We start from the raw sequence: 22,962 nt of genomic DNA on the forward strand, positions 1-22,962 counted from the left end.
CAATCAGTCCTGCTGCGAGGGCAGCATTTCCATGCCGGGCGGCTGGGCGCGGTGGGCCAGCTTATAGATCACGCCCAGCACGATGTTGTTTTTAGCAGCCGTGTTTTGCAGCACGAAATCACCCTGCGCGTTCGTGTAGTTATAGCTGGCCTGATTGACGTAGCCGATTTACACAATCAATTGGTTATTAATCTGATAAATAATACCGCCGTACAGCCGGTTGCGCTCGAACACGGGGCCGCGAGGGTTGATAAAAAGCTCATCGTAGGCCGAAAGGAAAAGGCTGCCAGTAGTAAAAACCTTCTTGTTCAGCGAAAAAAACCCATTCGGCCGGTAGCGGATGCGCTGGCGAAAGCTGCTGCTGTCGTCGCGGAAACGGAACCAGCGCTGCTCATAGCGGTAGCGGTGCTCGATTTTGAGGCGGTGCGAATACTGCGTGAGCACTAGTTGCTCCCAGAGGCGCTTTTCCACGTTCAGCGGGCCGGCAGGAAGGTCGCGGTAGTCGGAGGTGGAGTAGCGGCCGCCGCCCACCAACACCGTGAAGTTTGGGTCGATGTCGTAGCTCACGCCGGCCTTCAGCTCGTAGTAGAAAAACTGCCGGGCCAAGGTATTGGAGCGGCCCTGGATTTCGGCGTAGCCACCCCACGGGTGCTCTTTGCTGCCCGGCAGCTGGGCCGTGGCTACCACCCAGCTACCCCAGGGCTGCACGGTATTGAGGGACGTTTGGGCGCGGGCCGCCCCCACCAAAGCAGCCAGTAGCGCGCCGGCCAGAACGGAGTATTTTATCAGCAGGAAGCACCCGGGCCGGCAACGCGCCAGTCGGACTGTAAAGGTACCGACCCGGGCCATTACATAACATTTTCTTAATAATCTGATGGCCGCCCCACCGTTAGCTGCGCCCAGCCCAGAAACTGCCAATACAGCCCCGAATGGTACATCACCTCGATGAAATACCCCAGGTTGTGGCCGGCCACCGTGCCCTCCATCTGCGTGAAACGGTGCCCCTTGATTTTAATCAGATTGGCAAACACAAACGCACCGCCCACCAGATACCGGGTGCAGATGATGGCCAGCTGCAGCAGCAGCGCGTGTTTCAGGGCTTGGCGGGTCATGGCAGCGGCACTATTTGGCGGTGCCATGACTCCGGACGGCGGTTCCGCTCAGGGCGATGGTCGCGCTCACGGCATCGAAGCTGCGCAGGCCCAAGGCCTGGTAGTTGAAGGTCATCAGCAACGCCAGCCCCACTATATTCTGGAGCAGCGTGGATTTGCCCGCCCCGTTCTTGCCCAGCAGGCCGTAAATATGCCCGCGCTCCAGCGTCAGGCTCAGGTTTTGGAAAAGCGGACGCTTGCGGGAATACCCGAAGTGAAGGTTGCGAATGCGGACCATATCCGTACCTGTCTAGTATATTAATTCGTCAGTAATCGGCAGTCAGACAGAAATCAATTGACTGATTTTTAGATAGATGAAATCTGATTACTGACTAATTATTACTGACTACCTACTCATTGTTCCAGTACACTGCAAACACAAAGCACAATTTTTTCAATCCTCCCAATTTTATTCTGGCTATCCATTAAAAAGCCCATTCCTGGGCAGGAATGGGCTTTTTAATGGATATAAAGCTGCTTATTTTCGTCGTATCGCATTTTGCGGCGCTACTCTAATCTGCTTTTTGCAAACTACTTGGATACACGCGCAGCTAGAAATTGGCCAGGATATAATTGCGCCGCTCGTCATACTCCGCTTCGGTAATAAGCCTTTTCTGCAGCATACCTTTCAGATTCCGCAGCTCAACCAGCGTGCCATTGAGCGCAGGGACCGTAGCAGGTTTTATGGCGTCCCCAGCGGCCGTATTGGCGCGCCAGGCGCACTGGCTACAGGTATCGCCAAGGACGATATGGCCGCGTTCACAATACTTCTTTTTCATAATTTATCACCATGTAAAACGGACTTCAAATATCCGGCAGCACCCCAAACGACGCAAAGGCCAAAAATTTCTTTTTCTTTGACTATTGATTCTACCTCCCCTACCGTGCCACGCCTCCCCCTACACATCCAGTTTGCTTTGCGTGAGACCGTTGCGGCCCGCTTTGGCCAGCCGCTGCGCTACCCAAGCCATTGCGATGCCCTTGAGCTTGAGTTGCAGCAGAACGCCGCAGCGGGCGGCCGACGCTTAAGCCCCAGCACGCTACGGCGGTTTTTCGGCCTGGTAGACAAAGAAGGCGGTTATCACCTGCACACCCTCGACACCTTGGCCCGCTACGCGGGCCACGCCGACTTTGCGGCCTTCGGCCAGTCGGTTACAGGGCGGGCCATGCAGCACCCGGCCGCCCCGGGCGCAGCCACCGACATTCCGGAGCTACTGGCCATGGAGCAGCTGGCCCAGCCCGAGCGCCTGTTGCTAGGCTATTTCCTGGGGCGCGTTACGCGGCCGGCCCAGCCTGGCGGGGCTGCCTCGCCGCTGGCCCTGCAGCTGGCCACCCACCCAGCGGGCCAGGAGTTCTTCGTCGAATCCTTCGTGGACCTGGCGCACCTCACCAGCGCGTTTGGCGAGGTGCTGGCCACCTACCTGCAGCACAAGCACACGCCCGAAGCCCAGATTTTTGGGCATTCAGCCCTGTTCCTGGCCGAGTTTCTGGCCGGAGACGAAGCCGCCTGGCGCCAACGCCTGGCCCGGCTGCTGGCCCTGCCCGTGCCGCCCGATGTCCACGCTTTCCCCCGAGGCCGGCGGGCGTTTGCCGAGATAGTAGCCGCGTGGTACGATGCGCCCGACCGCGTGGTGCCGACCGCCCTGCTGGCCCGCCTGCACCAGGAAGCCCTCACGGTGCCGCGCACGGTGGTACCCCCGGCGCCACTACCGGCATTCTACAACCTGTTTCCGGCCGGCTATCATTTTCTGATTGCCGAAGGGCTGTTCCTCACCGGTCAGTTTCCGGCGCTGCTCGATTGGCTTACCCTCACCAACCGCGAATTTCCCAAATTACCCTGGCTCGAAACCAACGTATTCGACCAGCTGCTGCGGGCATTCCTGGCCGTGGCCGAACTGCGCACCGGCCTCATCAGCGCCCGCGCCCCGCACCTGCATTCGCTTTTCAACCTGGAAACCAACAGCTGGCTGCTCGACTATTTCCAGGTGCACATCTGGCTGGTCGAGCTGCACTTTGCCGCCGACACCAACGCGGCCGAAGCAACCCGACTACGCAGCCACATCAAGGATTTTACCGCGCTGCACGGCATGCCGTTTTTCGAAGAAGTAGCCCGGCGAATAGTTGCGTCAGTTTAATATGGCAGGGGCTTAGCGCACCGGAGGCAGCGCCCGCCTGGAACGCTATTTACAGCCCAAAAATCAGCGGCCCCGTGCCCATCTTCGGCATTTTATGCGTTTTCAGAAAGGCTTTCAGCGCCGCCGGGTCGTGGCTGAAGGCCAGCACTTCGGCTTCCAGCTGCTTGATTTTATAGTCCAGGCCGAACTTCTGGTGCTGGTAGTCCAGCTCCATCGCAACGGGCGTGGGGACGTAGTAATAGGGCTTGCCGGTGAAGGCCGACCAGTCCTGCTGCTCTGCCAGCAGGGCCTCGTCCAGCTCACGGGTTTGCTCCTTCAGCAGCTTGTTGTAGTATTTGAGTTGGCTTTCGGCCAGGTTTTCGAGGTGGCTTTGGTCGATGCGCTGTAGCTCCAGCTGCAGGCGCAGCAGGGTGAGCAGCTCGTTGGCCTGGTAGGCGGTGGTGACTTGCTTGAGCAGCTCGGTTTTGCGCAGCTTTTCGGCTTCGTCGGGTTCCAGGTCGGGGTGCAGGTGCTTCACCAAATCCATGTAGAGCGTGCGCACGGCCTTGGTGATGTTCTTCTCCTCGGCCTGCTTCTGCTCCTCGGCGGCCTGTTGCTTCGGGCTCTTTTTGCGCTGGGTGCGGCGCTCGGCGGCCTGGGCTGCCTGCTGTTCGTACTCGGCTTCCCGCTCGGCCATTTTCTGGTCCACGTAGGCCATGAATTTTTCCTGCGTGCTCACGTCCACGTCGGGGTCGAACTCGATACCATACTGCAGGCTGACCAGCTGCTTCATCATCTCCGCCGTGTGCTGGTCGGCAGCCGCTTCCTCTTCGGCCGTGAGCGGCGGCGCGTGCTTGTCGATGATGGGCGTGAGGTCGGCGTGGCCGCGTTCGAGCAAGTCGGCACACTGCCCGATGAGGTCGGTAATCTTATTCTTTTCGCCTTTGGTGAGCTTGTGGGTTTCAAACGCCTCATCGAGCTGGCGCACTAGGGCGGCGCGGGCGTCGTTGTGGCGGGCTTGCAGCGGGCGGTACTCGTTTTGCACGCGCTGGCGCATCTTGGTGGCCGCTTCGCGGAAGTCAATCACTTCTTTTTCCAACCGGGCAATGCGCTTGGTGAGGCGGTTGAACTCCTTCTGGGCCTTGGAAAGCGAACTGGTGCCCGCGCCGGGCGACTTGATGTGCACGAGCTGCGGCTTGGGGGCAGGAATTTTCTTGGCCATTGTGGTTACAAAACAAGTAGGCGGCAAAAGTAGCCAGTAAGGCCACGGCCAACCAACTGGGCTACGAATTTTGGCCGAATGGCACCACCGGTATTTGGCTGAAATCCCTTCCGCAGGGACTTCGCCTGTTCCCAGCAGGCTACTCGCAGCCCTTAGTAGGCGGGGGCATATCCTCAGCGCGCACGGCCAGTATCTGCCCGTCGCGGGAGATGATGACGGGACTGTTCTTGTATTTTTTGAACGCCAGCATATTGGCGTAAGCAGCAGCAAGACCCTTTTCTACCTGCTTGATTAACTGTGCGTTGCGCTCCTCCTTATCCATGATAAATAGCTTGAAGGGATTGCCAAATGGCTGAATTAGCTACTACTAAGTTACCGTTGTTTTCGGCAATGGCATGGGCGGCACCATTCGAATTATCGACAAATAACCACTGGTCTACGGCGGTGCAATAGGCATTAAAAAACTGCTGTAATCCGCCCACATACCGCCGCCGGATTACCAGTTCGGGAATGTTATGCCCACCTTCGCTCACACGGGCCACAACCCGCTCAACTGCCAAATCCGCAGAATTTAGCCAGAAAAAGTACAACATCACCTCGTAGCCCCGCGCCCGCGCCTCGGCAATAAACCGCAGGTAATGCCGCGTGGCCAGCGTGGTTTCCAGCGCGAAAGTCTCTCCCGCCGCCAGCAGTTCTCGCAGCCGCGCCAGCATCAGTCGGCCCGCCTGGATGCTCACCGTTTCGGGCTGGAAGGGCGAGAGGCCGCGGGCAATTTCATCGGCATTCACGAACTCGCGGCAGTCCAGCAGGTCGGGCAGCAGGGCGTAGGCGGCAGTGGTTTTGCCCGCGCCATTGCAGCCGGCCAGGAGGTAGCGGGTTTTCACGACGAAAAAAATCGAACGCTCGAATTATGGTTTAATTGATTTCTTCCACTCTTTGAATCCGACGGTGTCCTTCCTTATGCTTTCCCACCAAGTCTTGGCATAGTTGCGTTGTAGATACCGAAAAATGCGGGCATTATATGCCATCATACATTCCTTGGATGGTGCAGAACATCCTTCTTCAAAATACTGTACCCCAAATTTTTGCTCAAAAATTTTGTCGGAAGCATAGACTACTGGTCCCAATCCGCTCTGCAAAAGCAAAAAATAGGCGCCCTTAGCCATATCATTTTCAGCAAGCCGAATTCCTTCCTTCTCACAATCAGCAATTGAAACAAAGAGTAGTTGGTTATGCCCAGGAACATCCAGCTGTGCGCCAGTTAGGCGAATTTCCTGACTATAACCCAGTACAGGTGTAAGCAAAAAAACTATGGCACCTAGCGTTTTCATTCCGTCAATCATAACCTCACACCTGAATAACCCCCACGTTATACGCCTTCTCAATCGGCGCATGGTTGGCCGCCGAAATCCCTTCCGAAATGACTTTGCGGGTTTCCAGCGGGTCAATCACGGCGTCGACCCAGAGGCGGGCCGCCGCGTAGTAGGGCGATAATTGCTCCTCGTAGCGGGCCTTGATGCGGTCTAGCAGCTCCTTTTCGGCTTCGGGGGTAATGACTTCGCCCTTGGATTTGAGGGAGGCCACCTGGATTTGCAGGAGGGTGTTGGCAGCAGCCGCGCCGCTCATCACGGCCAGTTGGGCCGTGGGCCAGGCCACGATGAGGCGCGGGTCGTAGGCTTTGCCGCACATGGCGTAGTTGCCGGCCCCATAGCTGTTGCCGATGATGACCGTGAACTTGGGCACCACCGAGTTGGCCATGGCATTCACCATCTTAGCGCCGTCCTTGATGATGCCGCCCTGTTCACTCTGGCTGCCCACCATGAAGCCCGACACGTCGTGCAGAAACACCAGCGGGATGCGCTTCTGGTTGCAGTTCATGATGAAGCGGGCCGCCTTGTCGGCCGAGTCGGAGTAGATGACGCCGCCCATCTGCATGCCGGTTTTCTTGCTCTTCACGATTTTGCGCTGGTTGGCCACGATGCCCACCGCCCAGCCGTCGATGCGGGCCAGCCCGCACAGCAGCGTCTGGCCATAATCGGGCTTATAGGGCTCAAATTTGGAGTTATCCACCAAGCGGTTGATGATGTCCATCATGTCGTAGGGCTTCACCCGGTCGGCGGGCAGCAGGCCGTAGATTTCCTGCTCCGCCAGCGCGGGCCTGGCCGGCTCGGTGCGGCTGAAACCGGCCGTGGGGTGGCTGCCCAGCTTGTCGAAAATAGCGCGGATATGGTCGAGGCATTCCGCGTCGGAATCGAACTTGTTGTCCGTCACGCCCGAGATTTCGCAATGCATACTCGCGCCGCCCAGCGCCTCGTTATCAATGCTTTCGCCAATGGCCGACTTTACCAGGTAGGAGCCCGCCAGAAACACCGAGCCTGTGCCATTCACAATCATGGCCTCGTCGCTCATGATGGGCAGGTACGCACCTCCGGCCACGCAGGGGCCCATAATGGCCGAAATCTGCACGATGCCCGTGCTGCTCATCACCGCGTTGTTGCGGAAAATGCGGCCGAAATGCTCCTTATCGGGAAAAATCTCGTCCTGCATGGGCAGGTACACGCCGGCCGAATCGACGAGGTAAATAATCGGCAGCTTGTTTTCGATGCTGATTTCCTGGGCCCGCAGGTTCTTTTTGGCGGTGATGGGAAACCACGCGCCGGCCTTCACGGTGGCATCGTTGGCCACCACCACGCACTGCCGCCCGGCCACGTAGCCGATTATCACGACCACGCCGCCGCCGGGGCAGCCGCCTTCTTCCTTGTACATGCCATCGCCGGCAAACGCGCCGATTTCGACCTGCGCCGCGCCCTCATCCAGCAGGTATTCAATGCGCTCGCGGGCAGTGAGCTTGCCCTTGGCTTTGTGGGCGGCAATGCGCTTCTCGCCCCCGCCGAGGGCTACTTTCTGAAACTTCTGACTGAGGTTGAAGCTAAGTTGCTTGAGTTGGTCTTCGTTGCGGTTGAACTCGACGTTCATAAGGAAAGCGGGTGGGATTGGGAAAGATTGAGCACAAAAAAATCCGCCCGAAAGCGGATTTCAAAGGTACGGGCTTAGCGGGCTTATGCTCGTCCGTCAGCCCGAGCATTCTGCGATGCAAGCAGCGACGAATGCTCGGGCTGACAGATGGCTACTTCACTACCGACGTGGTTTCCACCTTTTTCACTTCGGTGGTGGTGGTGCCGTCGGGCTTTTTGGTGGTTTCTACTTTCGTCTTATCCTTACCGCCGCCAAACACCGAGAAATGCACGTAGCGCTTGGGGTTGGCTTTCAGGTCCAGCAGCAGGTCGTTGGAGCTGGCCGAGGTGGCGGCGAGGTTGTTGTAGAGCGTGGAATCGTGCAGGAGCTTGCCCATCGAGCCCGACTGGTCATTGAGGGCCCTGTTGAGGGTTTGCACGGTGGCTTGGGCATCGGCCAGGGTGGCATTGAGGCGGCGCAGGGCCGGGCCCACGGGGGCAGTTTTCAGCGAGTCGGAAAGCTGCCCGAAGTTGGTGGCTATTTTATCGAGCTTACCGGTCGTTTTGTTCAGCGCCACGCTCATCTGGGCGAAGTTGCGGGTAATCTCGTTGATGTTGGCCTGGTTGGAAGAAATGAGCTTGAGCAGCGCCTCAGTGCTGGCGCGAGCCCCCACCAACGTTCCCTGAATGTTGGTCTGGGCGTCCTTGTTCAGGAAGCCGTTGATATTGGCCAGCGTGGCCCCCACGGTATCGAGCAAGGGCAGGGCCTTCGCCTGGAAGGCATCGGCAATGCTGGAAGGCGTCACGGTGCGGATTTCTTCGCCGCCGGTATACGTTTTCGAGTTGTTACCCAAGGTGAGGGTAATGGCCTTTGAGCCCAGCAGCGAGCCGCCCAGGCTGGCGGTGGTGGAGTCGCCCACCACAATACCTTTTTCCAGCTCCAGCGCCACGCGCACGGAGTTGCCCTTCTCGGACTGGAGCACCATGCTTTTTACCTGGCCTACTTTAATGCCGTTGAGCGCCACCAGAGCCCCCACGTTCAGGCCATCGACCCGAGGGTAAGTGGCATAGTAGGTTTGGTCGGAGGAAAGCACGTTGCTGCCCCGCAGGAAATTGAAGCCGATGATGAGGGCGGCAATGGCAACGATGGCGAGGAGCGCCACTTTTATTTCTTTAGACACGAGGGGTAATAATTGGATGAAAACGGAAGGGAGGCGAAAGCGAACTGCGGGTATCTACGACGGAAGTGCGAAGGCCGGTCGCCGGGCAGTGCAACTCCTTGCCGTACCGCTTACCTAACCGCCTTCCAGCTCGCGCTTGTACTCGCGGAAGGCGCGATAGATGCCTGCGGCCATATACGATTGATTGGCTTTATCGTTGAGGTAACGCTCTTCGGTCGGATTAGTTAGAAACCCCGACTCGATGAGCACCGAGGGCATGGTCGATTTCCAGAGCACCAGAAAGCCGGCCTGCTTCACGCCGCGGCTGGGGCGGCTCACGCTGGTGCGCAGCTGCCGGTCCACGCGCTGGGCAAAGCGCAGGCTGTTGGTGATGTAGGCCGACTGAAACAGGGAAAACAGAATATGGCTTTGGGGCGAGCTGGGGTCGAAGCCGTCGTAGCGGGTTTTGTAGTCCTTTTCTTGCAGAATTACCGAGTTTTCGCGCTGGGCCACGCCCAGGTTGGCAGTGCTTTTGTGCAGGCCCATGGTCCACACTTCGGTGCCGTGGCTCTGGCTGGGGCCGGCGTTGCAATGAATGGAAATGAAGAGGTCGGCGTGGTTGCGGTTGGCAATGGCGGCGCGCTCGTCGAGCTCAATAAAAACGTTGGTTTTGCGGGTGTAAATCACCTTCACCTCGGGCATATTTTCCTGAATCTGCTTGCCCAGGGCCAGGATGAGGCTCAGGGCCACGTCGGCCTCGCGGGCGCTGGCCCCGGCGCAGCCTCGGTCTTTGCCGCCGTGGCCGGCATCGAGCACCACCGTGCGCAGGCGGTAGCGGTAAGGCTCATTGAGAGCCGTAGCCGGGAGGGCCGAATCGGGGGCGATACGGGCGGAGTCAGCCGGGGTTTGGGCCTCCGCGTTCCACTCGCCGCTGCCGGCGCCCAGTAATAGCAAAGCGGCACTGGCCAGGATGACAATAATCCGCACGTTGTTCGTTGAAGGGGCGGTAGCGACCTGCTACCTTTGTAGAAGCCCCAAAAGTAACCGATTTAACTGCTACTATACTTTGCCTGTTTGGTTTGGCCTTCGTTCCGAAGCTGATTTCCGGCCCGCGCTGCGCCGCCGCACCAGCTTTTCATGGGCCGGCCGGGCCCTGTCCGGCCTCTTTTTTTTATTGCTGACCGGCGCACCGGGCACCGCCCGGGCCCAGACCGGCACGCCCGCCCAGCCCAAGCCCAAAACCGCCCGCAAAGCCAAAATTCAGGCCCGCAAGGCGCGGGTGAAGGCCATTCTGGCGGCCCCCACCAGCCAGGGTGCCACCACCACCAGGGCCCGCCCCAAGGCCATTCCGGCCGCCAAGCCCGGCCAGCGCGCCGGCTCAGCCCCCACCCCACCGGTGCGCAATATTTCTGTGGACCCGCGCGACCCCGTGGGGCCGCCGCCGCCCGGCGTGCGCAACACCGGCCAGTCGCGGGTGCCCGGCGCTTCGCACAAGGCCGTGCCCGATACCCTGGCCCTCCCCAGCGGCCTCGCCATGCCCACCGACACCAGCAGGCTAGTGAACGGCATGCGCCGCGCCAACGACTCGCTGCAAGTGGCGGCCCGGCCCAAAGGCCAAATCGAGAGCACGATAAAGTACCAGGCCCAGGACTCCATTCAGTTTGATGTGACCCAGAAGGTGGCGCGGCTGTATAACAAGTCCAGCGTGACGTATGGCGACACCGACCTCAAGGCCTACCTCATCACGATAAACTACGGCACCAACACCATGCAGGCCGACGGCCGGCTCGACACGCTGAAAAACAAGGTGGAAGGCCGGCCCGTACTCAAGGACAAGGGCGGCCTGTACACGGCCGGTAGCATTGCCTACAATTTCAAGAGCAAAAAGGCCAAGGTGACCGAGGCCGTGACCACCCAAGGCGAAGGCTACGTGAGCGCCGCCACCATCAAGCGGATGCCCAACGGCGACATCAACGGCCTGAACGGACGCTACACCACCTGCAACCTGGAGCACCCGCACTTCTACATTCAGGCCAGGAAGATGAAGGTGATTCCGGGGAAGGAAGTGGTGACCGGGCCGTTCAACCTCGTGATTGGCGACATTCCCACGCCGCTGGGCTTTCTGTTCGGCTTTTTCCCCACGCCCAATAAGAGCCGGGGCTCGGGCGTGCTCATTCCCACCTTCGGGCAGGCCGCCGACCGGGGCTACTTCCTCACCAACGGCGGCTACTACTTCGCCCCGAACGACTACATTGGCGTGCGCCTCACCGGCGATATCTACGCCGGCAACGCCCAGTCCTGGGGCGGCTTTGGGGCCACCGCCGATTTTTCGTACCTGAAACGCTACACCTACCAGGGCAATTTCAACTTCCGCTTCTCGAACCGGCCCCTCAACCCCATTCTGACTACCGACGCGCTCACGACCACGCCGGTTTACATCAAGCCGCCGTCGGCCAACTCATTCTGGGTAACCTGGAACCACACGCCGGTGCCCAAGCCGGGCGGGGGCCGCTTCACGGCCAGCGTGAACGCCGGCACCAGCAGCTTCAACAAGGTAAACAGCTTCGATGCCCGCCGCTACCTCTCCACGCAGTTCAGCTCCAGCATTGGCTACGCGAAGCAGATTCGGAACTCGCCCTGGAACTACGACATCAAAGCCAGCCAGAGCCAGGGCACCGATGGCACCATGACCTTCGTGCTGCCCGACGTCAGCGTAGGCCTGGCCCGCCAGTACCCCTACCAATGGTTCGGCATTCAGCCGGGCGCGGGTGGCAAGTTTGGTTCCAAATCCTACGAGCAGTTCACGTTCAGCTACAACCTCACGGCCCGCAACGAGCTGAGCAACGTGCTCACGGCCCGCAGCCTCAGCAATGGCCTGCCGCTGCTGGGCGGCACCAGCGCATCGACCAATATTCCGGTGAGCTTTGCCAATATCGGCCGGCTGCTGGCCAACTCCCGCAACGGCATGCAGCACCAGTTTGGCATCGGGCTGGGTTCGTACTCCATCGGGCCGCACCTCAAGATGAGCCCGTCGGTGTCGTACAGCGAAGTGTGGTTTGCCCAAAAGCTCAACTACAGCTACGTTTCCGGGGCTAATGCCGTACGCATCGACACCACCTACGGCTTCAACCGCGTGAACAGCTACTCGGGGTCCGTGAGCCTGAACACCACGTTCTACGGCACTATTGTGCGCAAGGGCACGCATAAAATTCAGGCCATCCGCCACAAGGCCACGCCCAGCCTGAACTACGCCTACGCCCCGCCGCTGAATGAAAACAGGAATGTGTTTCCGCTGGGGTCAACCGTACTGAGGGGCTATACGAACCAGTTTGGCCAGACCTTATTCGCCGACAACCCCACCGATGCCGCTATTCTCAATGGCTACGCCTTCAATAATTACAACAACTTCCTGTACGCCGTGCCCGGCGGCTCGCGGCAGAGCCAGGTTTCCTTCAGCCTGCAAAACTCGGTGGAGATGAAGGTGCGCGATTCCAAAGACACCACCGGCCTCAATCCCTTCAAAAAAGTGAGCCTGATTGACGGGCTTGATTTCAACATCGGCTATAATTTTGCCGCCCCTAAAGATGTCCAGGCCCTCACGCCACTGAACGTGATTTTCCGCACCCAAGTCGCCAAAAAGCTCAGCCTCAACAGCGGGGCCAGCTTCGAAGCGTACCAGCGCGACAGCCGGGGTCTGCCCACCAATAAGTTTCTCTTTGAAGCCAACCCGCGCAAGTTTTTGCGCCTGGCCTCGGCCACCTTCCAGACCAATTACAGCTTCAACCCGGCCAGCGGCAAGAAAAAAACCGTGGTACCCCGCGCCGTAGCCCCGGCCAACAACCCCAGCCTGGGCGCGGTGGGCCCCAACTACTACGCCGACTACGTCGATTTCGACATTCCGTGGGAGCTCAACCTGTCATATTCGGCCGGCTACACGACCAATGCCGTGCCCCTCACCTCGGAGTATCTCAAGAAAAACCAGCGCCCGCCCATCCTGGCCCTCAACAACATTCGCGCCGACGGCTCCATCAAGCTCACCGAAAATCTGCGCTTCACCACCGGCTTTGGCTACGACTTTACTAGTCAGGCCGTCACGTTCCCCACCGTCTCCTTCTTCCGCGACCTGCACTGCTGGCAGATTAACGGCACCTGGATTCCCTTTGGCCAGCTCAAGGGCTACAACTTCACCATCGCGGCCAAGAGCAGCCTGTTGCAGGACCTCAAGCTGAACCGCAACCGCTACGCGCAGTACCAGTAGCCTTCGACCCAGCCAATACGCTTCGTTTTCAGCCCCTGCGCTCCGGCCAGGGGCTTTTTGCTGCCCGCTCCGCGCCGGGTAACGAAATTGTTGCCAGCTTTGTCCCGCCAAACGGCCTCTTATTCGCAAACCTGCCCGCCATGTCTCAGCACAAGGAAGTCAAACTCGTTACCACCCACCAGATGCTCGCCATGAAGGAGCGGGGGGAAAAAATCTCCATGCTCACGGCCTACGACTACTCGATGGCCCAGATTCTCGATGGCGCGGGCATCGACGTGCTGCTCGTCGGCGACTCGGCCTCCAACGTCATGGCCGGCCACGAAACCACCCTCCCCATCACCCTCGACCAGATGATATACCACGCCCAAAGCGTGGTGCGCGCCGTGAAGCGCGCCTTCGTGGTGGTCGATATGCCTTTCGGCTCCTACCAGGGCAACTCCTCCGAGGCCTTGCGCTCGGCCATCCGCATCATGAAGGAGTCGGGCGGCCACGGCATCAAGCTCGAAGGCGGCTCCGAGATTAAAGACAGCATCACGCGCATTCTCACGGCCGGCATCCCGGTGATGGGCCACCTCGGCCTCACGCCGCAGTCCATCTACAAGTTCGGCACCTACAGCGTGCGCGCCAAGGAAGAAGCCGAAGCCCAGAAGCTGCTTGAAGATGCCCGCCTGCTCCAGGAAATAGGCTGCTTCGGCCTGGTACTGGAGAAAATTCCCGCCTCCCTGGCCAAGCAGGTCGCCGAGGAGCTCACCATTCCCGTCATCGGCATCGGCGCCGGCCCCGACGTTGACGGCCAAGTTCTGGTCGTGCACGACCTGCTGGGCATCACCAAGGAGTTCAAGCCCCGCTTCCTGCGCCGCTACGCCGAGCTGCACGACATCATGACCGAAGCCGTGGAACACTACGTGGCCGACGTGAAAAGCCGCGAGTTTCCGAGCAAAGAGGAGGGGTATTAGGTTGGAAGCGAGCCTTCAGAACGTCATGCTGAGCGCCGCCGAAGCATGACGTTCTGAAGCAATCCATTCACTCCCGTCCAGCTTCGTATCTTCGCTGCGCTAACAGCAAGAGCGGAGTGCCCCGTGAGTGTGGTCTGACGACGTGCGATGGCCCCCGAGGGGCCCGGCCCGCTCCTGCGAATACTCATATCCCGCCCGTTACCACCGCGTGAATCGTCCCAACATCTGGTCCGAAGGCAGAGAAATTCTGTTCGAAGACAACCATCTTCTCGTCATCAACAAGCCCGCCGGCCTGCTCGTGCAGGGCGACGCCACTGGCGACGAGCCCCTCTCCAAAAAAGCCGCCGAGTACCTGCGCTTCAAGTACAAGAAGCCCGGCGAAGCCTTCGTAGGCGTGTGCCACCGCATCGACCGGCCGGTATCGGGCATCGTCATTCTGGCCAAAACCAGCAAGGCGCTGAGCCGCCTGAATGAAATGTTTCGGGACGATAAAATCCACAAAACGTACTGGGCCCTCACCGGCCGGCCGCCCGTGCCCGAAAACGGCACCCTCATCCACTGGCTGGTGAAGGATACCGTGCGCAACGTCACTAAAGCCTACTCCGAGAAGCACAGCCAGGGCCTGCGCTCCGAGCTAAGCTACGAGCTGCTGGGCATGGCCGGCAACCGTTATTTATTGCAGGTGAACCCCGTGACGGGCCGCCCGCACCAGATTCGGACCCAGCTGGCCACCGGCCTCGGCACCCCCATCATCGGCGACGTGAAATACGGCTTCATCGCCCCGCTGCCCGATGTAAGCATTGCCCTGCACGCCCGCCAGCTGCAGCTGCAGCACCCCGTCACGAAGGAGCTGATGACCTTTGTGGCCCCCCTGCCTGATGCTCCCCACTGGGATGCGGCCCGCGCGTACTACAAGTAAGCACCTGTCATCCTGAGCTTGCGAACCGAAGGTCGGCGTAGCCAAGGACCTTATCACGTTCGAACTGCCTGGTGAGGCGTGACAAGGTCCTTAGCAAACTCAGGCTGACAAACACCTGCCGAAGGTGCAAGATTTTGGCCTTCCCAGCCCAAATCCCGTGCTGCGCCTACCCCGGCCGTAATTTTGTATTGTCGCTGCTGAACCTAAGCCCAAGCCTTTTACTTGTACAGTCAGCTTCTCTATTCCAGCTCGTATGGCTATCCTCATTTTCTTCGTTGCCCACTATTACTTATCCCTGTTCACGCAGACGTTTTATCTGCACCGCTACGCGGCGCACAAAATGTTCACGATGAACAAGTTCTGGGAGAAGTTCTTCTTCCTGTTCACCTACATCTGCCAGGGCAGCAGCTTCCTCTCGCCCCGGGCCTACGCGCTGCTGCACCGCATGCACCACGCCTACTCAGACACCGCCCTGGACCCGCACTCGCCCCACTTCTCGAACAACGCGTTCGATATGATGTGGAAGACCAAGGTGATTTACAACGACGTGGTGAACAACGAGCACGAAGGCGCCAAGCGCTTCGAGGGCGACATTCCGGAGTGGAAGTGGCTCGACAAGTTCGGCGGCACCGTGTACTCGCGCCTTGGCTGGGGCACGGCTTACGTGCTGTTTTACATCAACTTCGCCACGGCCTGGTGGCAGTATCTGCTGCTCCCCATTCACTTCCTGATGGGTCCTATCCACGGGGCCATCGTGAACTGGGGCGGCCATAAATACGGCTACCAGAACTTCGACAACCGCGACAAATCGCGCAACACCCTGGCCCTAGATTTCCTGGCTTTCGGCGAGCTCTTCCAGAACAACCACCACAAGCTGCCCATGCGTGTCAACTTCGGCGTGAAGTGGTGGGAATTCGACCCTACTTATGTGGCTATCTGGAGTTTGGATAAGGTCGGCGTGATTAAGATTAAGCGCAAAAACATGAACCTGAACACGATGTCGAAACTGGCAAAGCCCAAGCGCGAAGCCATGGCGGCGTAGTTATAACGTCATTCCGAGCGCAGTCGAGGAATCTCGCGTGCAATAAGTAATTCAATCACAAAAGAGGATTGCTGCCATACGCGAGATTCCTCGGCTGCGCTCGGAATGACGTTGTAAAGCCCTGGCTCCGCGCCAGGGCTTTTTTATGTCCAAGCCTAGCTAATACCCTGAACAAACGTTACCTTTGCACTCCCAATTTCGGGAAACCCTAACCCGACGGACGAGCTCCGTCACACAACCCCACCGGTTTATGGCAGTTAAAATCCGCCTCGCCCGCCGTGGCCGCAAAAAGGCCGCGACTTACGACATCGTAGTAGCTGACGCCCGCGCTCCCCGCGATGGCCGTTTCATCGAGAAAATCGGTACCTACAACCCCCAAACCAACCCCGCCACCATCAACTACGACGCCGACCGTGCGTTCTACTGGATGATGACTGGTGCTCAGCCGACCGACACCGTTCGGGCCATGCTCAGCTACCGCGGCGTGCTCTACCGTCGTCACCTGCAGCTGGGTGTCGACAAGGGTGCCATCACCCAGGAAGTTGCTGACCAGCGTTTCAGCGCCTGGAAAGACGAGAAAGATGCTAAAATCGAAGGCAAGCGCACTGGCCTCGATGATGCCAAGGCTACCGCCAAGAAAGCTGCTTTCGACGCCGAAACCAAGGTGAAGGACAACCGCGCCGAGGTGCAGCGCCAGAAGGCTGCTGCCCTGCTGGCCGCCAACGCGCCCGCTCCTGCTGCCGAAGAAGCTACCGAGGCTCCGGCCGAAGAGGCTACCGAAGCTGCTGCCGAGTAGGTTGTACGGTTTCTGAAAACCGAAAGCGTTTGGGAGTTGTGAGCCGGACCGGCTGGCAACCCCCAGACGCTTTTTCGTTATCCCCTCCCCTATTATGACGCTCGACGAAACCTATCAGCTCGGCTACCTCATCAAAACCCACGGCCTGCGCGGCCAAATAGTGGCCCACTTCGACGTGGATGATGTAGCTGCTTACACCAAGCTCAAAACGGTGTACCTGACCTTGGCCGGCGCGCCCACCAAGCTGGTGGAGCACCACATCGAAAAGGTGCAGCCCCAATCCGGCAACAAAGTGCTGCTGAAGCTGCGCGGCATCGACCGCATTGAGGAAGCCGAGCCCCTGCGCGGCTCGCAGCTACACCTGCCCCTGGCTGCCCTGCCCGAGCTCGAAGAAGACCAGTTCTACTTCCACGACGTTATCGGCTTCACCGTGGTAGATGAAAATATGGGCCCGCTGGGCACCGTAGAGAACTTCTACGAGCTACCCCAGCAGGACATGCTGGCCATGAGCTACCAGGGCCAGGAAGTGCTAATTCCGGTAGTGGATGAGCTGATTAGCCACGCCGACCACGCCAAAAAAGAGATTTACGTGAACCTGCCCGACGGCCTGCTCGACGTGTACCTCAAGCCCAGTACCCGCCAGCAGGACGAAGCCGAGTAGAAACAGCTTTTAGCTGTCAGCCATTAGCTTTTAACTCTCAAATTTCACAAAACAGAGAGATGAGCTAACAGCTAAAAGCTATTGGCTAACAGCTAAAAAAATGAGAATCGACATCCTTACCTGCCTGCCGGAGCTGCTCGTCAGCCCCTTCGCCCATTCCATCGTGAAGCGGGCGCAGGACAAGGGTCTGGCCGAAATCCACGTCCACCAGCTGCGCGACAAAGCCATCAACAAGCACGGTCAAATTGATGACTTCGTGTTTGGGGGCGGCGCGGGTATGGTGCTGCGCGTGGAGCCCATTGCGGCGTGGATAGACGAGCTGATGGCCGACCGTACCTACGACGCCATCATCTACCTCACGCCTGATGGCGAAACCCTGCGCCAGCCGCTGGCCAACCGCCTCTCGCTGATGCAGAATATCATCATGCTCTGCGGCCATTACAAGGGCATTGATGAGCGCATCCGCCAAACCTACATCACCCACGAAATCAGCGTGGGCGACTATGTGCTGAGCGGCGGTGAGCTCGGCGCGGCCATTCTGGTCGATGCCGTGGTGCGGCTGCTGCCGGGCGTGCTGGGCAACGAAGAATCGGCTTTGTCCGATTCTTTTCAGGACGATTTGCTGGCTCCGCCCATCTACACCCGGCCCGCCGAGTGGCGTGGGCAGGCCGTACCGGAAATCCTGCTTTCGGGCAACACCCCCAAAATCGAAGAGTGGCGGCACGACCAGGCCCTGGCCCGCACGCAGGCCCGCCGCCCCGATTTGCTCTCGTAGCGCATGCTTTAGCTTGCGCAGTCGTTGAATTGACAGCAAATCAGGGAACAAGCTAACGCATGTTCTACAAATCACTTGCTAAACCCACGGGAAAGCGCTATCTTTGCGCTCCGTTTCGATAAAATACTAATTCCCGACGGCGGCGCCGTCTTTCGCAATTTTCTCAGCCATGAGCGTACTACTTGACTTTATCCAGGCCGAATCGCAGGAGCGCCGCGCCAGCTTCCCTCTGTTCGCCGCCGGCGACACCGTGAACGTGCACGTAAAAATCCGCGAAGGTGCCAAGGAACGCATTCAGCAGTTCCAGGGCGTTGTTCTTCAGCGTCGTAACCCCAGCTCCAACGGTGAAACCTTCACCGTTCGCAAGATTTCGAACCAAATCGGTACCGAGCGTATCTTCCCCCTGCTGTCGCCTAACATCGAGAAAATCGAGGTTATCCGTCGCGGTAAAGTACGTCGCGCCCGTCTGTTCTACCTGCGTGGCCTCTCGGGCAAGCAGGCTCGTATCAAAGAGCGTCGCTTGAACCCGGTAGCCAAGGCGGCCGTAGCTTAAGTATTGCCGCAGCCGCAAGGCTGCCCCACAAAAAAACCGACTCCCCAAAAGAGAGTCGGTTTTTTTGCGTGTAATACGGCCGGCTATGTCACCGGTAGTATTGCAGCTCTAGCTATTCGATGCCGAGTCGGCCTTCAAATCCTCCGCAGGAGTATTCTCCTCATCGTGGCCCAGCTGCTTGGCTGCGGCCAGCAATGCCTCGCTCAGCGCTTTTACGCGGGGCTGCGTGTTGCCATCGGCAAAAACGGCAGCGCGGTCAGTGTTGGTACCCATCCGATGCAGGAGCTTGCGCACGAGCTGCATGTCGGGGTTGCTGGTGCCGCCAAAATGGGCTTTCAGGTCCTGCAAATCAACCACTACCTGGTGTAGTTCGGGGTTGTCGAGGGCCTTCACGTCGGCAATCCATTGCTGCAGGGTATTGTCGAGGCCTGCGCGGGCCAGCGCTTCGGTAAGGCTGCCGCCGAGCAGTTCGATGGTGCTATCGAGATGAACCTGGTGTTGAACTTCGGTCTTTTCCATGGGTGGGGTGTCTTGGGTTGGATTAATAGGGCAGCAAGTACTGCCTTTATTGCCAACGTAGTTGAGCCGGCAGGGTTGGGCGCAGGGCAAACAAAAAGCTCCACCGGTGCGGGTGGAGCTTTTTGTTCTGGCAGGCATTTGACGGCCGGGGCCGGCGGACACTACTCGATTTTGTTCAGGCGGTCTTTCACGGCTTCCAGAGCCACGCGCATGTTCACAATATCGCCCCGGGCAGCTTCCTGCTCTTTCAGGTTGGTGTCGATAAGGTTATTGAATTGCTGGAGCTCAGCAGCGTTAGCAGCCAGCATCTGCTGGATTTCAACTTTGCGCGCCTTGTTCTTATCGATGTCCTTCTTGATGGTGTTCGCCTTCTCGATGACAGCCATGTGGTTGTTCTGCGAGGCCACGAGTGCACGCTCAGCTTCCGAAATCTGCGAAACCAGGTCTTCGCGGTACATCATGCGGGCGAAATCTTTCAGGTATTTCTCGGCCGACTTCCACTGCACGGGCGTCGACTCCTTGCCGAGGTAAGCATTGCCCAGGTCGATGCTCCACCATACGGTGGTACCGGTGGGGGTAGCGTCGACCTTGCTGATAACGCGAATCGGGTTGGGTGCAATTTCTTCAATAACCACGCCATCCATCGTGAGCACGCCTTTATTATTCTTCAGCTTGCTACCGAATTTATCCCCTAACTGCTTGATCCAGGCGGTTTCAACGCGGCGGTTATCGAGCTGCATGCTCACCTGCTGACCTTTGCGCGGAATGCTGTTAATCGATTTATCTGCTTCATCCACAGGGGATTTCTGGGCATAGCTGCCCAGTGTAGCCAGGCATATAAGGATTAGAATGAGTACGCTTCGTTTCATGGGAATAAAAACTTATGAAAGCATTAAAGATGGTCGGTCAGAAAGCCGTTGCTAGCGGTACCGTTGTCCGGTTTTCAAATTTAGGACCTTTATTCTATGCAACTTCTGATAGACCTTGCTTTTTTCAGGATTATGCCATTTTTGTTGATTTATTCATATCAGGGCCATATTAAATTCTACAAAAATTTATTATTGCTTCCCCACGACCTCAGAATACTACTAGTAAGGGGCACCCTGACGCAACAAAGTATCGGAATCGGAGGTTGTAGCCGCCTATGCTAATAACTGTTTGCCGCACCGAGCATTTCAATGCTGCCCACCGCCTGCACAATCCTGCCTGGGACGACGCCCGCAACCAGCGGGTATTTGGCAAGTGCAATAACCCAAATTTTCATGGCCACAATTACAACCTGACCGTGCGCCTGACCGGTGAGATAGACCCGGAAACTGGCTACGTTTACGACCTGAAACGGCTGAGCGACCTCATTAAACACGAAGTCCTCGACCGCTACGACCACCGCAACCTCAACCTGGATACGGAAGAGTTCCGGAATCTAAACCCCACGGCCGAGAACATCGTCGTGGTCATTTGGCAGCGCCTACGCCCGCATCTGGACGCGGCGCTGGCCCTTTCGGTCACGCTCTACGAGACAGACCGTAACTTTGTAGAATATCATGGATAACCCTTCCGGCCCACTTCCGGCCTCCGACGCGCACTTGCCCATAGGCTTGCGTACGCCGCTGCGCGATGATGCTTTCGCGCGCTCTGATGAGGACAAGATTACGGCCATCAGCGGCCATTTTGAGGCTATCATGCGCGAGCTGGGCCTCGACCTGACCGACGACAGCCTAGCCGGCACGCCGCGCCGCGTGGCGAAGATGTACGTGCAGGAATGGTTCAAGGGCCTCGACCCCAAGAACCGGCCCGATGTGCGCATGTTCGACAACCGCTACGAGTACCACCAGCTGCTGGTGGAGCGCGATATCACGCTGTTTTCGTGCTGTGAGCACCATTTCGTACCCATTATTGGCAAGGCGCACGTGGCGTATCTGCCGGGGGTCAACGTAGTGGGCCTGAGCAAGCTGAACCGGGTAGTGCAGTACTATGCCCGCCGCCCGCAGGTGCAGGAGCGCCTGACGCGCCAGATTGCCGAGGAGCTAAAACAGAGCCTGGGCACCGACGATGTGGCCGTGCTCATCGAAGCCGACCACCTCTGCGTGATGAGCCGGGGCGTGAACGATACCAGCAGCTCGACGCTGACCAGCGAGTACGGCGGCCGTTTTGCGGAGGATGAGGCGCTGCGACGGGAGTTTCTGCGGCAGATTGGGAAATAATACCGGAATTAGCAGTTAATTCGGTGTCTGTTGTCGGCCGGCAAGGACACTCCAGTAAGCGGGCAATTGATATTCCATAACCGATAACGCCACCATGACCGATACCTCCCCTCGTAAAGTCCTTATTACCGGTGGCACCGGCATGATTGGTACCCGCCTGGCCGAAATGCTGATTGACAGCGGCTTTGAGGTGGCCCTGCTGAGCCGCGAGCCTGCCAAAAGCAACCACTACCATAGTTTCCGGTGGGACGTGGATGCCGGCACGATTGACGAGGCAGCCATCCCGTATGCCGACTACATCGTGAGCCTAGCCGGAGCCAGCGTGGCCGACGGCAAGTGGACCGATGAGCGCAAGCGCGAGATTATGACCAGCCGGCTGGGTGGCCTGGCATTGCTGGCCCGCGAGCTAGCCAAGCCCGGCCACCACGTTCAGGCCGTTATTTCAGCGTCGGCGGTGGGGATTTATGGCGATGCCGGCGATAAGCTGGTGACTGAGGAAACGCCTCCTGCCCTGCCTACCCATGACTTTCTGGCCGATGTATCGCACCAATGGGAGTTGGCGGCCGCACCCATCGCGGCGCTGGGCATCCGCACGGTAATTCCGCGCATTGGCGTGGTGCTGAGCACGGACGGCGGGGCGCTGCCCCAGATTGCCCGGCCCGTAAAGCTGGGCGCGGGCGCGGCGCTGGGCAGCGGCCGGCAGTACATGTCCTGGATTCACCTCGATGACTTGTGCCGCCTGTTCATCGCCATGCTGGAAGACCCGGCCTGGCACGGCACCTACAACGCGGTGGCCCCCTACCCCGCCACCAATCAGGCCTTCACCGAAGTGCTGGCCGATGTGCTGCACCGCCCGCTGATATTACCCAAGGTGCCAGCCTTCGGCCTGAAGCTGGCGATGGGCGAGATGAGTGAAATCGTGCTGGCCTCACAGAACGTGAGCGCCAAAAAGGTACTGGCGCAGGGCTTCACGTTTGAGTATCCGGAGCTGCGCGGGGCACTGGGGGCGTTGTACGGGACGGAGTAGCACACTGGCGAGCTTGGGATTGAACCGTCACTAGCGTTTTTCCTGTATCTTAGGCTACTGCCATCATTTCTTTTGTTATGATTAGCCAAGAACAGATTTCCGTTATCCTGAAAGACTTGCCGCGCGAGTTTTCCATCGATGAATTGGTTGATAAGCTCATTCTGGTAGAGAAAATTGAGGAGGCAATAAAGCAAGGTGAACGGGGCGAAACGTACTCGACCCAGGAAGCGCGCGAGCTGTTGCGGCAATGGTCCAAATAAGATGGTCGCGGCGCATTATTACGGAGATTCACGAAGCCCGCGATTACCTGCACGCCTTTTCGCCCCGCTCGGCTGAGCGGCTGACGGATGCCGTTTTTGGCAAAGCTGCCTTACTGGAAAGCCAGCCGTTGCTGGGCCGCGTGGTGCCAGAAGCCGAAGGCCCGGATGTGCGTGAGCTATTCTATCAGAAATACCGCCTGAATTACCGGGTCGTGAGCCAGACCGAAATTCTGATGCTCACGCTGCACCCGTCGTTACGGCCGTTGACAGCGGGCTCGCTGTTGGAATAATATGTTGCCGGTGATGTATTCAACGTTTCCGAAAACCGTTCTGATGGCTCCGAAAAGTTCTCTAATGGCCCCGCGAGCCAGCTGAGGTCTCCAGTAATGAG

General features: G+C 58.7%; 27 protein-coding genes. 14 read left to right on the top strand and 13 right to left on the bottom strand.

Annotated features, from left to right (window positions below; translation table 11 throughout):
• Nucleotides 1–168 precede the first annotated feature (168 nt).
• From KQ659_RS15750 to KQ659_RS15765, 4 genes are all read right to left on the bottom strand, one after another.
• Complete coding sequence (locus KQ659_RS15750) at nucleotides 169–849, bottom strand: DUF2490 domain-containing protein (protein WP_226930007.1); 681 nt, start codon at nucleotides 847–849, stop codon at nucleotides 169–171.
• A gap of 14 nt (nucleotides 850–863) precedes the next feature.
• A complete protein-coding gene (locus KQ659_RS15755) occupies nucleotides 864–1,112 on the bottom strand; it encodes a hypothetical protein (protein ID WP_216686133.1) in 249 nt (82 codons plus the stop codon).
• A 10-nt stretch (nucleotides 1,113–1,122) separates the two neighbouring features.
• Nucleotides 1,123–1,389: an ATP-binding cassette domain-containing protein gene (locus KQ659_RS15760; RefSeq protein ID WP_216680188.1), complete on the bottom strand. Its 267-nt coding sequence runs from the start codon at nucleotides 1,387–1,389 to the stop codon at nucleotides 1,123–1,125.
• Nucleotides 1,390–1,702: 313 nt separating this feature from the next.
• Nucleotides 1,703–1,930 carry a hypothetical protein gene (locus tag KQ659_RS15765; protein WP_216688233.1) on the bottom strand — a complete coding sequence of 76 codons (228 nt, stop codon included), beginning with the start codon at nucleotides 1,928–1,930 and terminating at the stop codon, nucleotides 1,703–1,705.
• A gap of 105 nt (nucleotides 1,931–2,035) precedes the next feature.
• Here KQ659_RS15765 and KQ659_RS15770 point away from each other — a divergent pair, with 105 nt between their 5' ends.
• The gene (locus tag KQ659_RS15770) at nucleotides 2,036–3,286 is read left to right on the top strand and encodes a hypothetical protein (protein WP_216688232.1); all 1,251 of its coding nucleotides are present in this window, start codon (nucleotides 2,036–2,038) and stop codon (nucleotides 3,284–3,286) included.
• A 49-nt stretch (nucleotides 3,287–3,335) separates the two neighbouring features.
• On the opposite strand, the gene KQ659_RS15775 is transcribed toward KQ659_RS15770, so the two are convergent.
• From KQ659_RS15775 to KQ659_RS15805, 7 genes are all read right to left on the bottom strand, one after another.
• Nucleotides 3,336–4,487, bottom strand: coding sequence for a hypothetical protein (locus KQ659_RS15775; RefSeq protein WP_216688231.1), 1,152 nt, complete (start codon nucleotides 4,485–4,487; stop codon nucleotides 3,336–3,338).
• A gap of 139 nt (nucleotides 4,488–4,626) precedes the next feature.
• Nucleotides 4,627–4,809 carry a hypothetical protein gene (locus KQ659_RS15780; protein ID WP_216680184.1) on the bottom strand — a complete coding sequence of 61 codons (183 nt, stop codon included), beginning with the start codon at nucleotides 4,807–4,809 and terminating at the stop codon, nucleotides 4,627–4,629.
• A complete protein-coding gene (locus KQ659_RS15785; protein ID WP_216680183.1) occupies nucleotides 4,802–5,371 on the bottom strand; it encodes a zeta toxin family protein in 570 nt (189 codons plus the stop codon). The genes KQ659_RS15780 and KQ659_RS15785 overlap by 8 nt, the downstream gene beginning before the upstream one ends.
• A gap of 24 nt (nucleotides 5,372–5,395) precedes the next feature.
• The gene (locus KQ659_RS15790; RefSeq protein ID WP_216680182.1) at nucleotides 5,396–5,830 is read right to left on the bottom strand and encodes an FEKKY domain-containing protein; all 435 of its coding nucleotides are present in this window, start codon (nucleotides 5,828–5,830) and stop codon (nucleotides 5,396–5,398) included.
• Between the two features lie 4 nt (nucleotides 5,831–5,834).
• Nucleotides 5,835–7,463, bottom strand: a complete 1,629-nt coding sequence (locus KQ659_RS15795; RefSeq protein ID WP_216688230.1) for an acyl-CoA carboxylase subunit beta — start codon at nucleotides 7,461–7,463, stop codon at nucleotides 5,835–5,837.
• 151 nt (nucleotides 7,464–7,614) lie between these two features.
• Nucleotides 7,615–8,622 (bottom strand): MlaD family protein, encoded by a 1,008-nt coding sequence (locus tag KQ659_RS15800; RefSeq protein ID WP_216680180.1) that lies wholly within the window; start codon nucleotides 8,620–8,622, stop codon nucleotides 7,615–7,617.
• 114 nt (nucleotides 8,623–8,736) lie between these two features.
• Nucleotides 8,737–9,486, bottom strand: a complete 750-nt coding sequence (locus tag KQ659_RS15805) for an N-acetylmuramoyl-L-alanine amidase family protein (protein ID WP_216690637.1) — start codon at nucleotides 9,484–9,486, stop codon at nucleotides 8,737–8,739.
• Nucleotides 9,487–9,667: 181 nt separating this feature from the next.
• Between KQ659_RS15805 and KQ659_RS15810 the strand changes: the two genes are divergently transcribed.
• The 8 genes from KQ659_RS15810 (at nucleotide 9,668) to rplS (ending at nucleotide 18,561) form a co-directional block, all read left to right on the top strand.
• A complete protein-coding gene (locus tag KQ659_RS15810; protein WP_216688229.1) occupies nucleotides 9,668–12,859 on the top strand; it encodes a putative LPS assembly protein LptD in 3,192 nt (1,063 codons plus the stop codon).
• A 140-nt stretch (nucleotides 12,860–12,999) separates the two neighbouring features.
• Entirely contained in the window at nucleotides 13,000–13,815 is an 816-nt protein-coding gene (gene panB, locus KQ659_RS15815; RefSeq protein WP_216680178.1) for a 3-methyl-2-oxobutanoate hydroxymethyltransferase, read from the top strand.
• A gap of 208 nt (nucleotides 13,816–14,023) precedes the next feature.
• Nucleotides 14,024–14,734 (top strand): RluA family pseudouridine synthase, encoded by a 711-nt coding sequence (locus KQ659_RS15820; RefSeq protein WP_216680177.1) that lies wholly within the window; start codon nucleotides 14,024–14,026, stop codon nucleotides 14,732–14,734.
• A 253-nt stretch (nucleotides 14,735–14,987) separates the two neighbouring features.
• Nucleotides 14,988–15,776, top strand: coding sequence for an acyl-CoA desaturase (locus tag KQ659_RS15825; protein WP_216680176.1), 789 nt, complete (start codon nucleotides 14,988–14,990; stop codon nucleotides 15,774–15,776).
• A gap of 250 nt (nucleotides 15,777–16,026) precedes the next feature.
• On the top strand, nucleotides 16,027–16,572 hold the full coding sequence (locus KQ659_RS15830) for a 30S ribosomal protein S16 (RefSeq protein WP_216680175.1): 546 nt from the start codon (nucleotides 16,027–16,029) through the stop codon (nucleotides 16,570–16,572).
• Nucleotides 16,573–16,666: 94 nt separating this feature from the next.
• A complete protein-coding gene (gene rimM / locus KQ659_RS15835; protein WP_216680174.1) occupies nucleotides 16,667–17,233 on the top strand; it encodes a ribosome maturation factor RimM in 567 nt (188 codons plus the stop codon).
• Nucleotides 17,234–17,333: 100 nt separating this feature from the next.
• A complete protein-coding gene (trmD, locus tag KQ659_RS15840) occupies nucleotides 17,334–18,008 on the top strand; it encodes a tRNA (guanosine(37)-N1)-methyltransferase TrmD (protein ID WP_216686126.1) in 675 nt (224 codons plus the stop codon).
• Nucleotides 18,009–18,177: 169 nt separating this feature from the next.
• Nucleotides 18,178–18,561 (top strand): 50S ribosomal protein L19, encoded by a 384-nt coding sequence (gene rplS / locus KQ659_RS15845; protein ID WP_168671900.1) that lies wholly within the window; start codon nucleotides 18,178–18,180, stop codon nucleotides 18,559–18,561.
• Nucleotides 18,562–18,669: 108 nt separating this feature from the next.
• Here rplS and KQ659_RS15850 read toward each other — a convergent pair whose 3' ends face one another.
• The gene (locus KQ659_RS15850; protein WP_216680172.1) at nucleotides 18,670–19,080 is read right to left on the bottom strand and encodes a hypothetical protein; all 411 of its coding nucleotides are present in this window, start codon (nucleotides 19,078–19,080) and stop codon (nucleotides 18,670–18,672) included.
• 161 nt (nucleotides 19,081–19,241) lie between these two features.
• Nucleotides 19,242–19,949, bottom strand: a complete 708-nt coding sequence (locus KQ659_RS15855) for a hypothetical protein (protein WP_216680171.1) — start codon at nucleotides 19,947–19,949, stop codon at nucleotides 19,242–19,244.
• Between the two features lie 275 nt (nucleotides 19,950–20,224).
• Between KQ659_RS15855 and KQ659_RS15860 the strand changes: the two genes are divergently transcribed.
• From KQ659_RS15860 to KQ659_RS15880, 5 genes are all read left to right on the top strand, one after another.
• Complete coding sequence (locus tag KQ659_RS15860) at nucleotides 20,225–20,632, top strand: 6-pyruvoyl trahydropterin synthase family protein (RefSeq protein ID WP_216680170.1); 408 nt, start codon at nucleotides 20,225–20,227, stop codon at nucleotides 20,630–20,632.
• Entirely contained in the window at nucleotides 20,625–21,284 is a 660-nt protein-coding gene (gene folE / locus KQ659_RS15865) for a GTP cyclohydrolase I FolE (RefSeq protein WP_216680169.1), read from the top strand. The genes KQ659_RS15860 and folE overlap by 8 nt, the downstream gene beginning before the upstream one ends.
• Before the next feature lie 94 nt (nucleotides 21,285–21,378).
• Nucleotides 21,379–22,311 (top strand): TIGR01777 family oxidoreductase, encoded by a 933-nt coding sequence (locus tag KQ659_RS15870; protein ID WP_216680168.1) that lies wholly within the window; start codon nucleotides 21,379–21,381, stop codon nucleotides 22,309–22,311.
• A 77-nt stretch (nucleotides 22,312–22,388) separates the two neighbouring features.
• Nucleotides 22,389–22,571 carry a hypothetical protein gene (locus KQ659_RS15875; protein ID WP_168671906.1) on the top strand — a complete coding sequence of 61 codons (183 nt, stop codon included), beginning with the start codon at nucleotides 22,389–22,391 and terminating at the stop codon, nucleotides 22,569–22,571.
• On the top strand, nucleotides 22,559–22,861 hold the full coding sequence (locus tag KQ659_RS15880) for a type II toxin-antitoxin system RelE/ParE family toxin (RefSeq protein WP_216680167.1): 303 nt from the start codon (nucleotides 22,559–22,561) through the stop codon (nucleotides 22,859–22,861). Before KQ659_RS15875 ends, KQ659_RS15880 begins: the two co-directional genes overlap by 13 nt.
• The last annotated feature ends 101 nt before the right edge of the window (nucleotides 22,862–22,962 follow it).

The organism is Hymenobacter siberiensis (genome assembly GCF_018967865.2).
Classification (GTDB): domain Bacteria; phylum Bacteroidota; class Bacteroidia; order Cytophagales; family Hymenobacteraceae; genus Hymenobacter; species Hymenobacter siberiensis.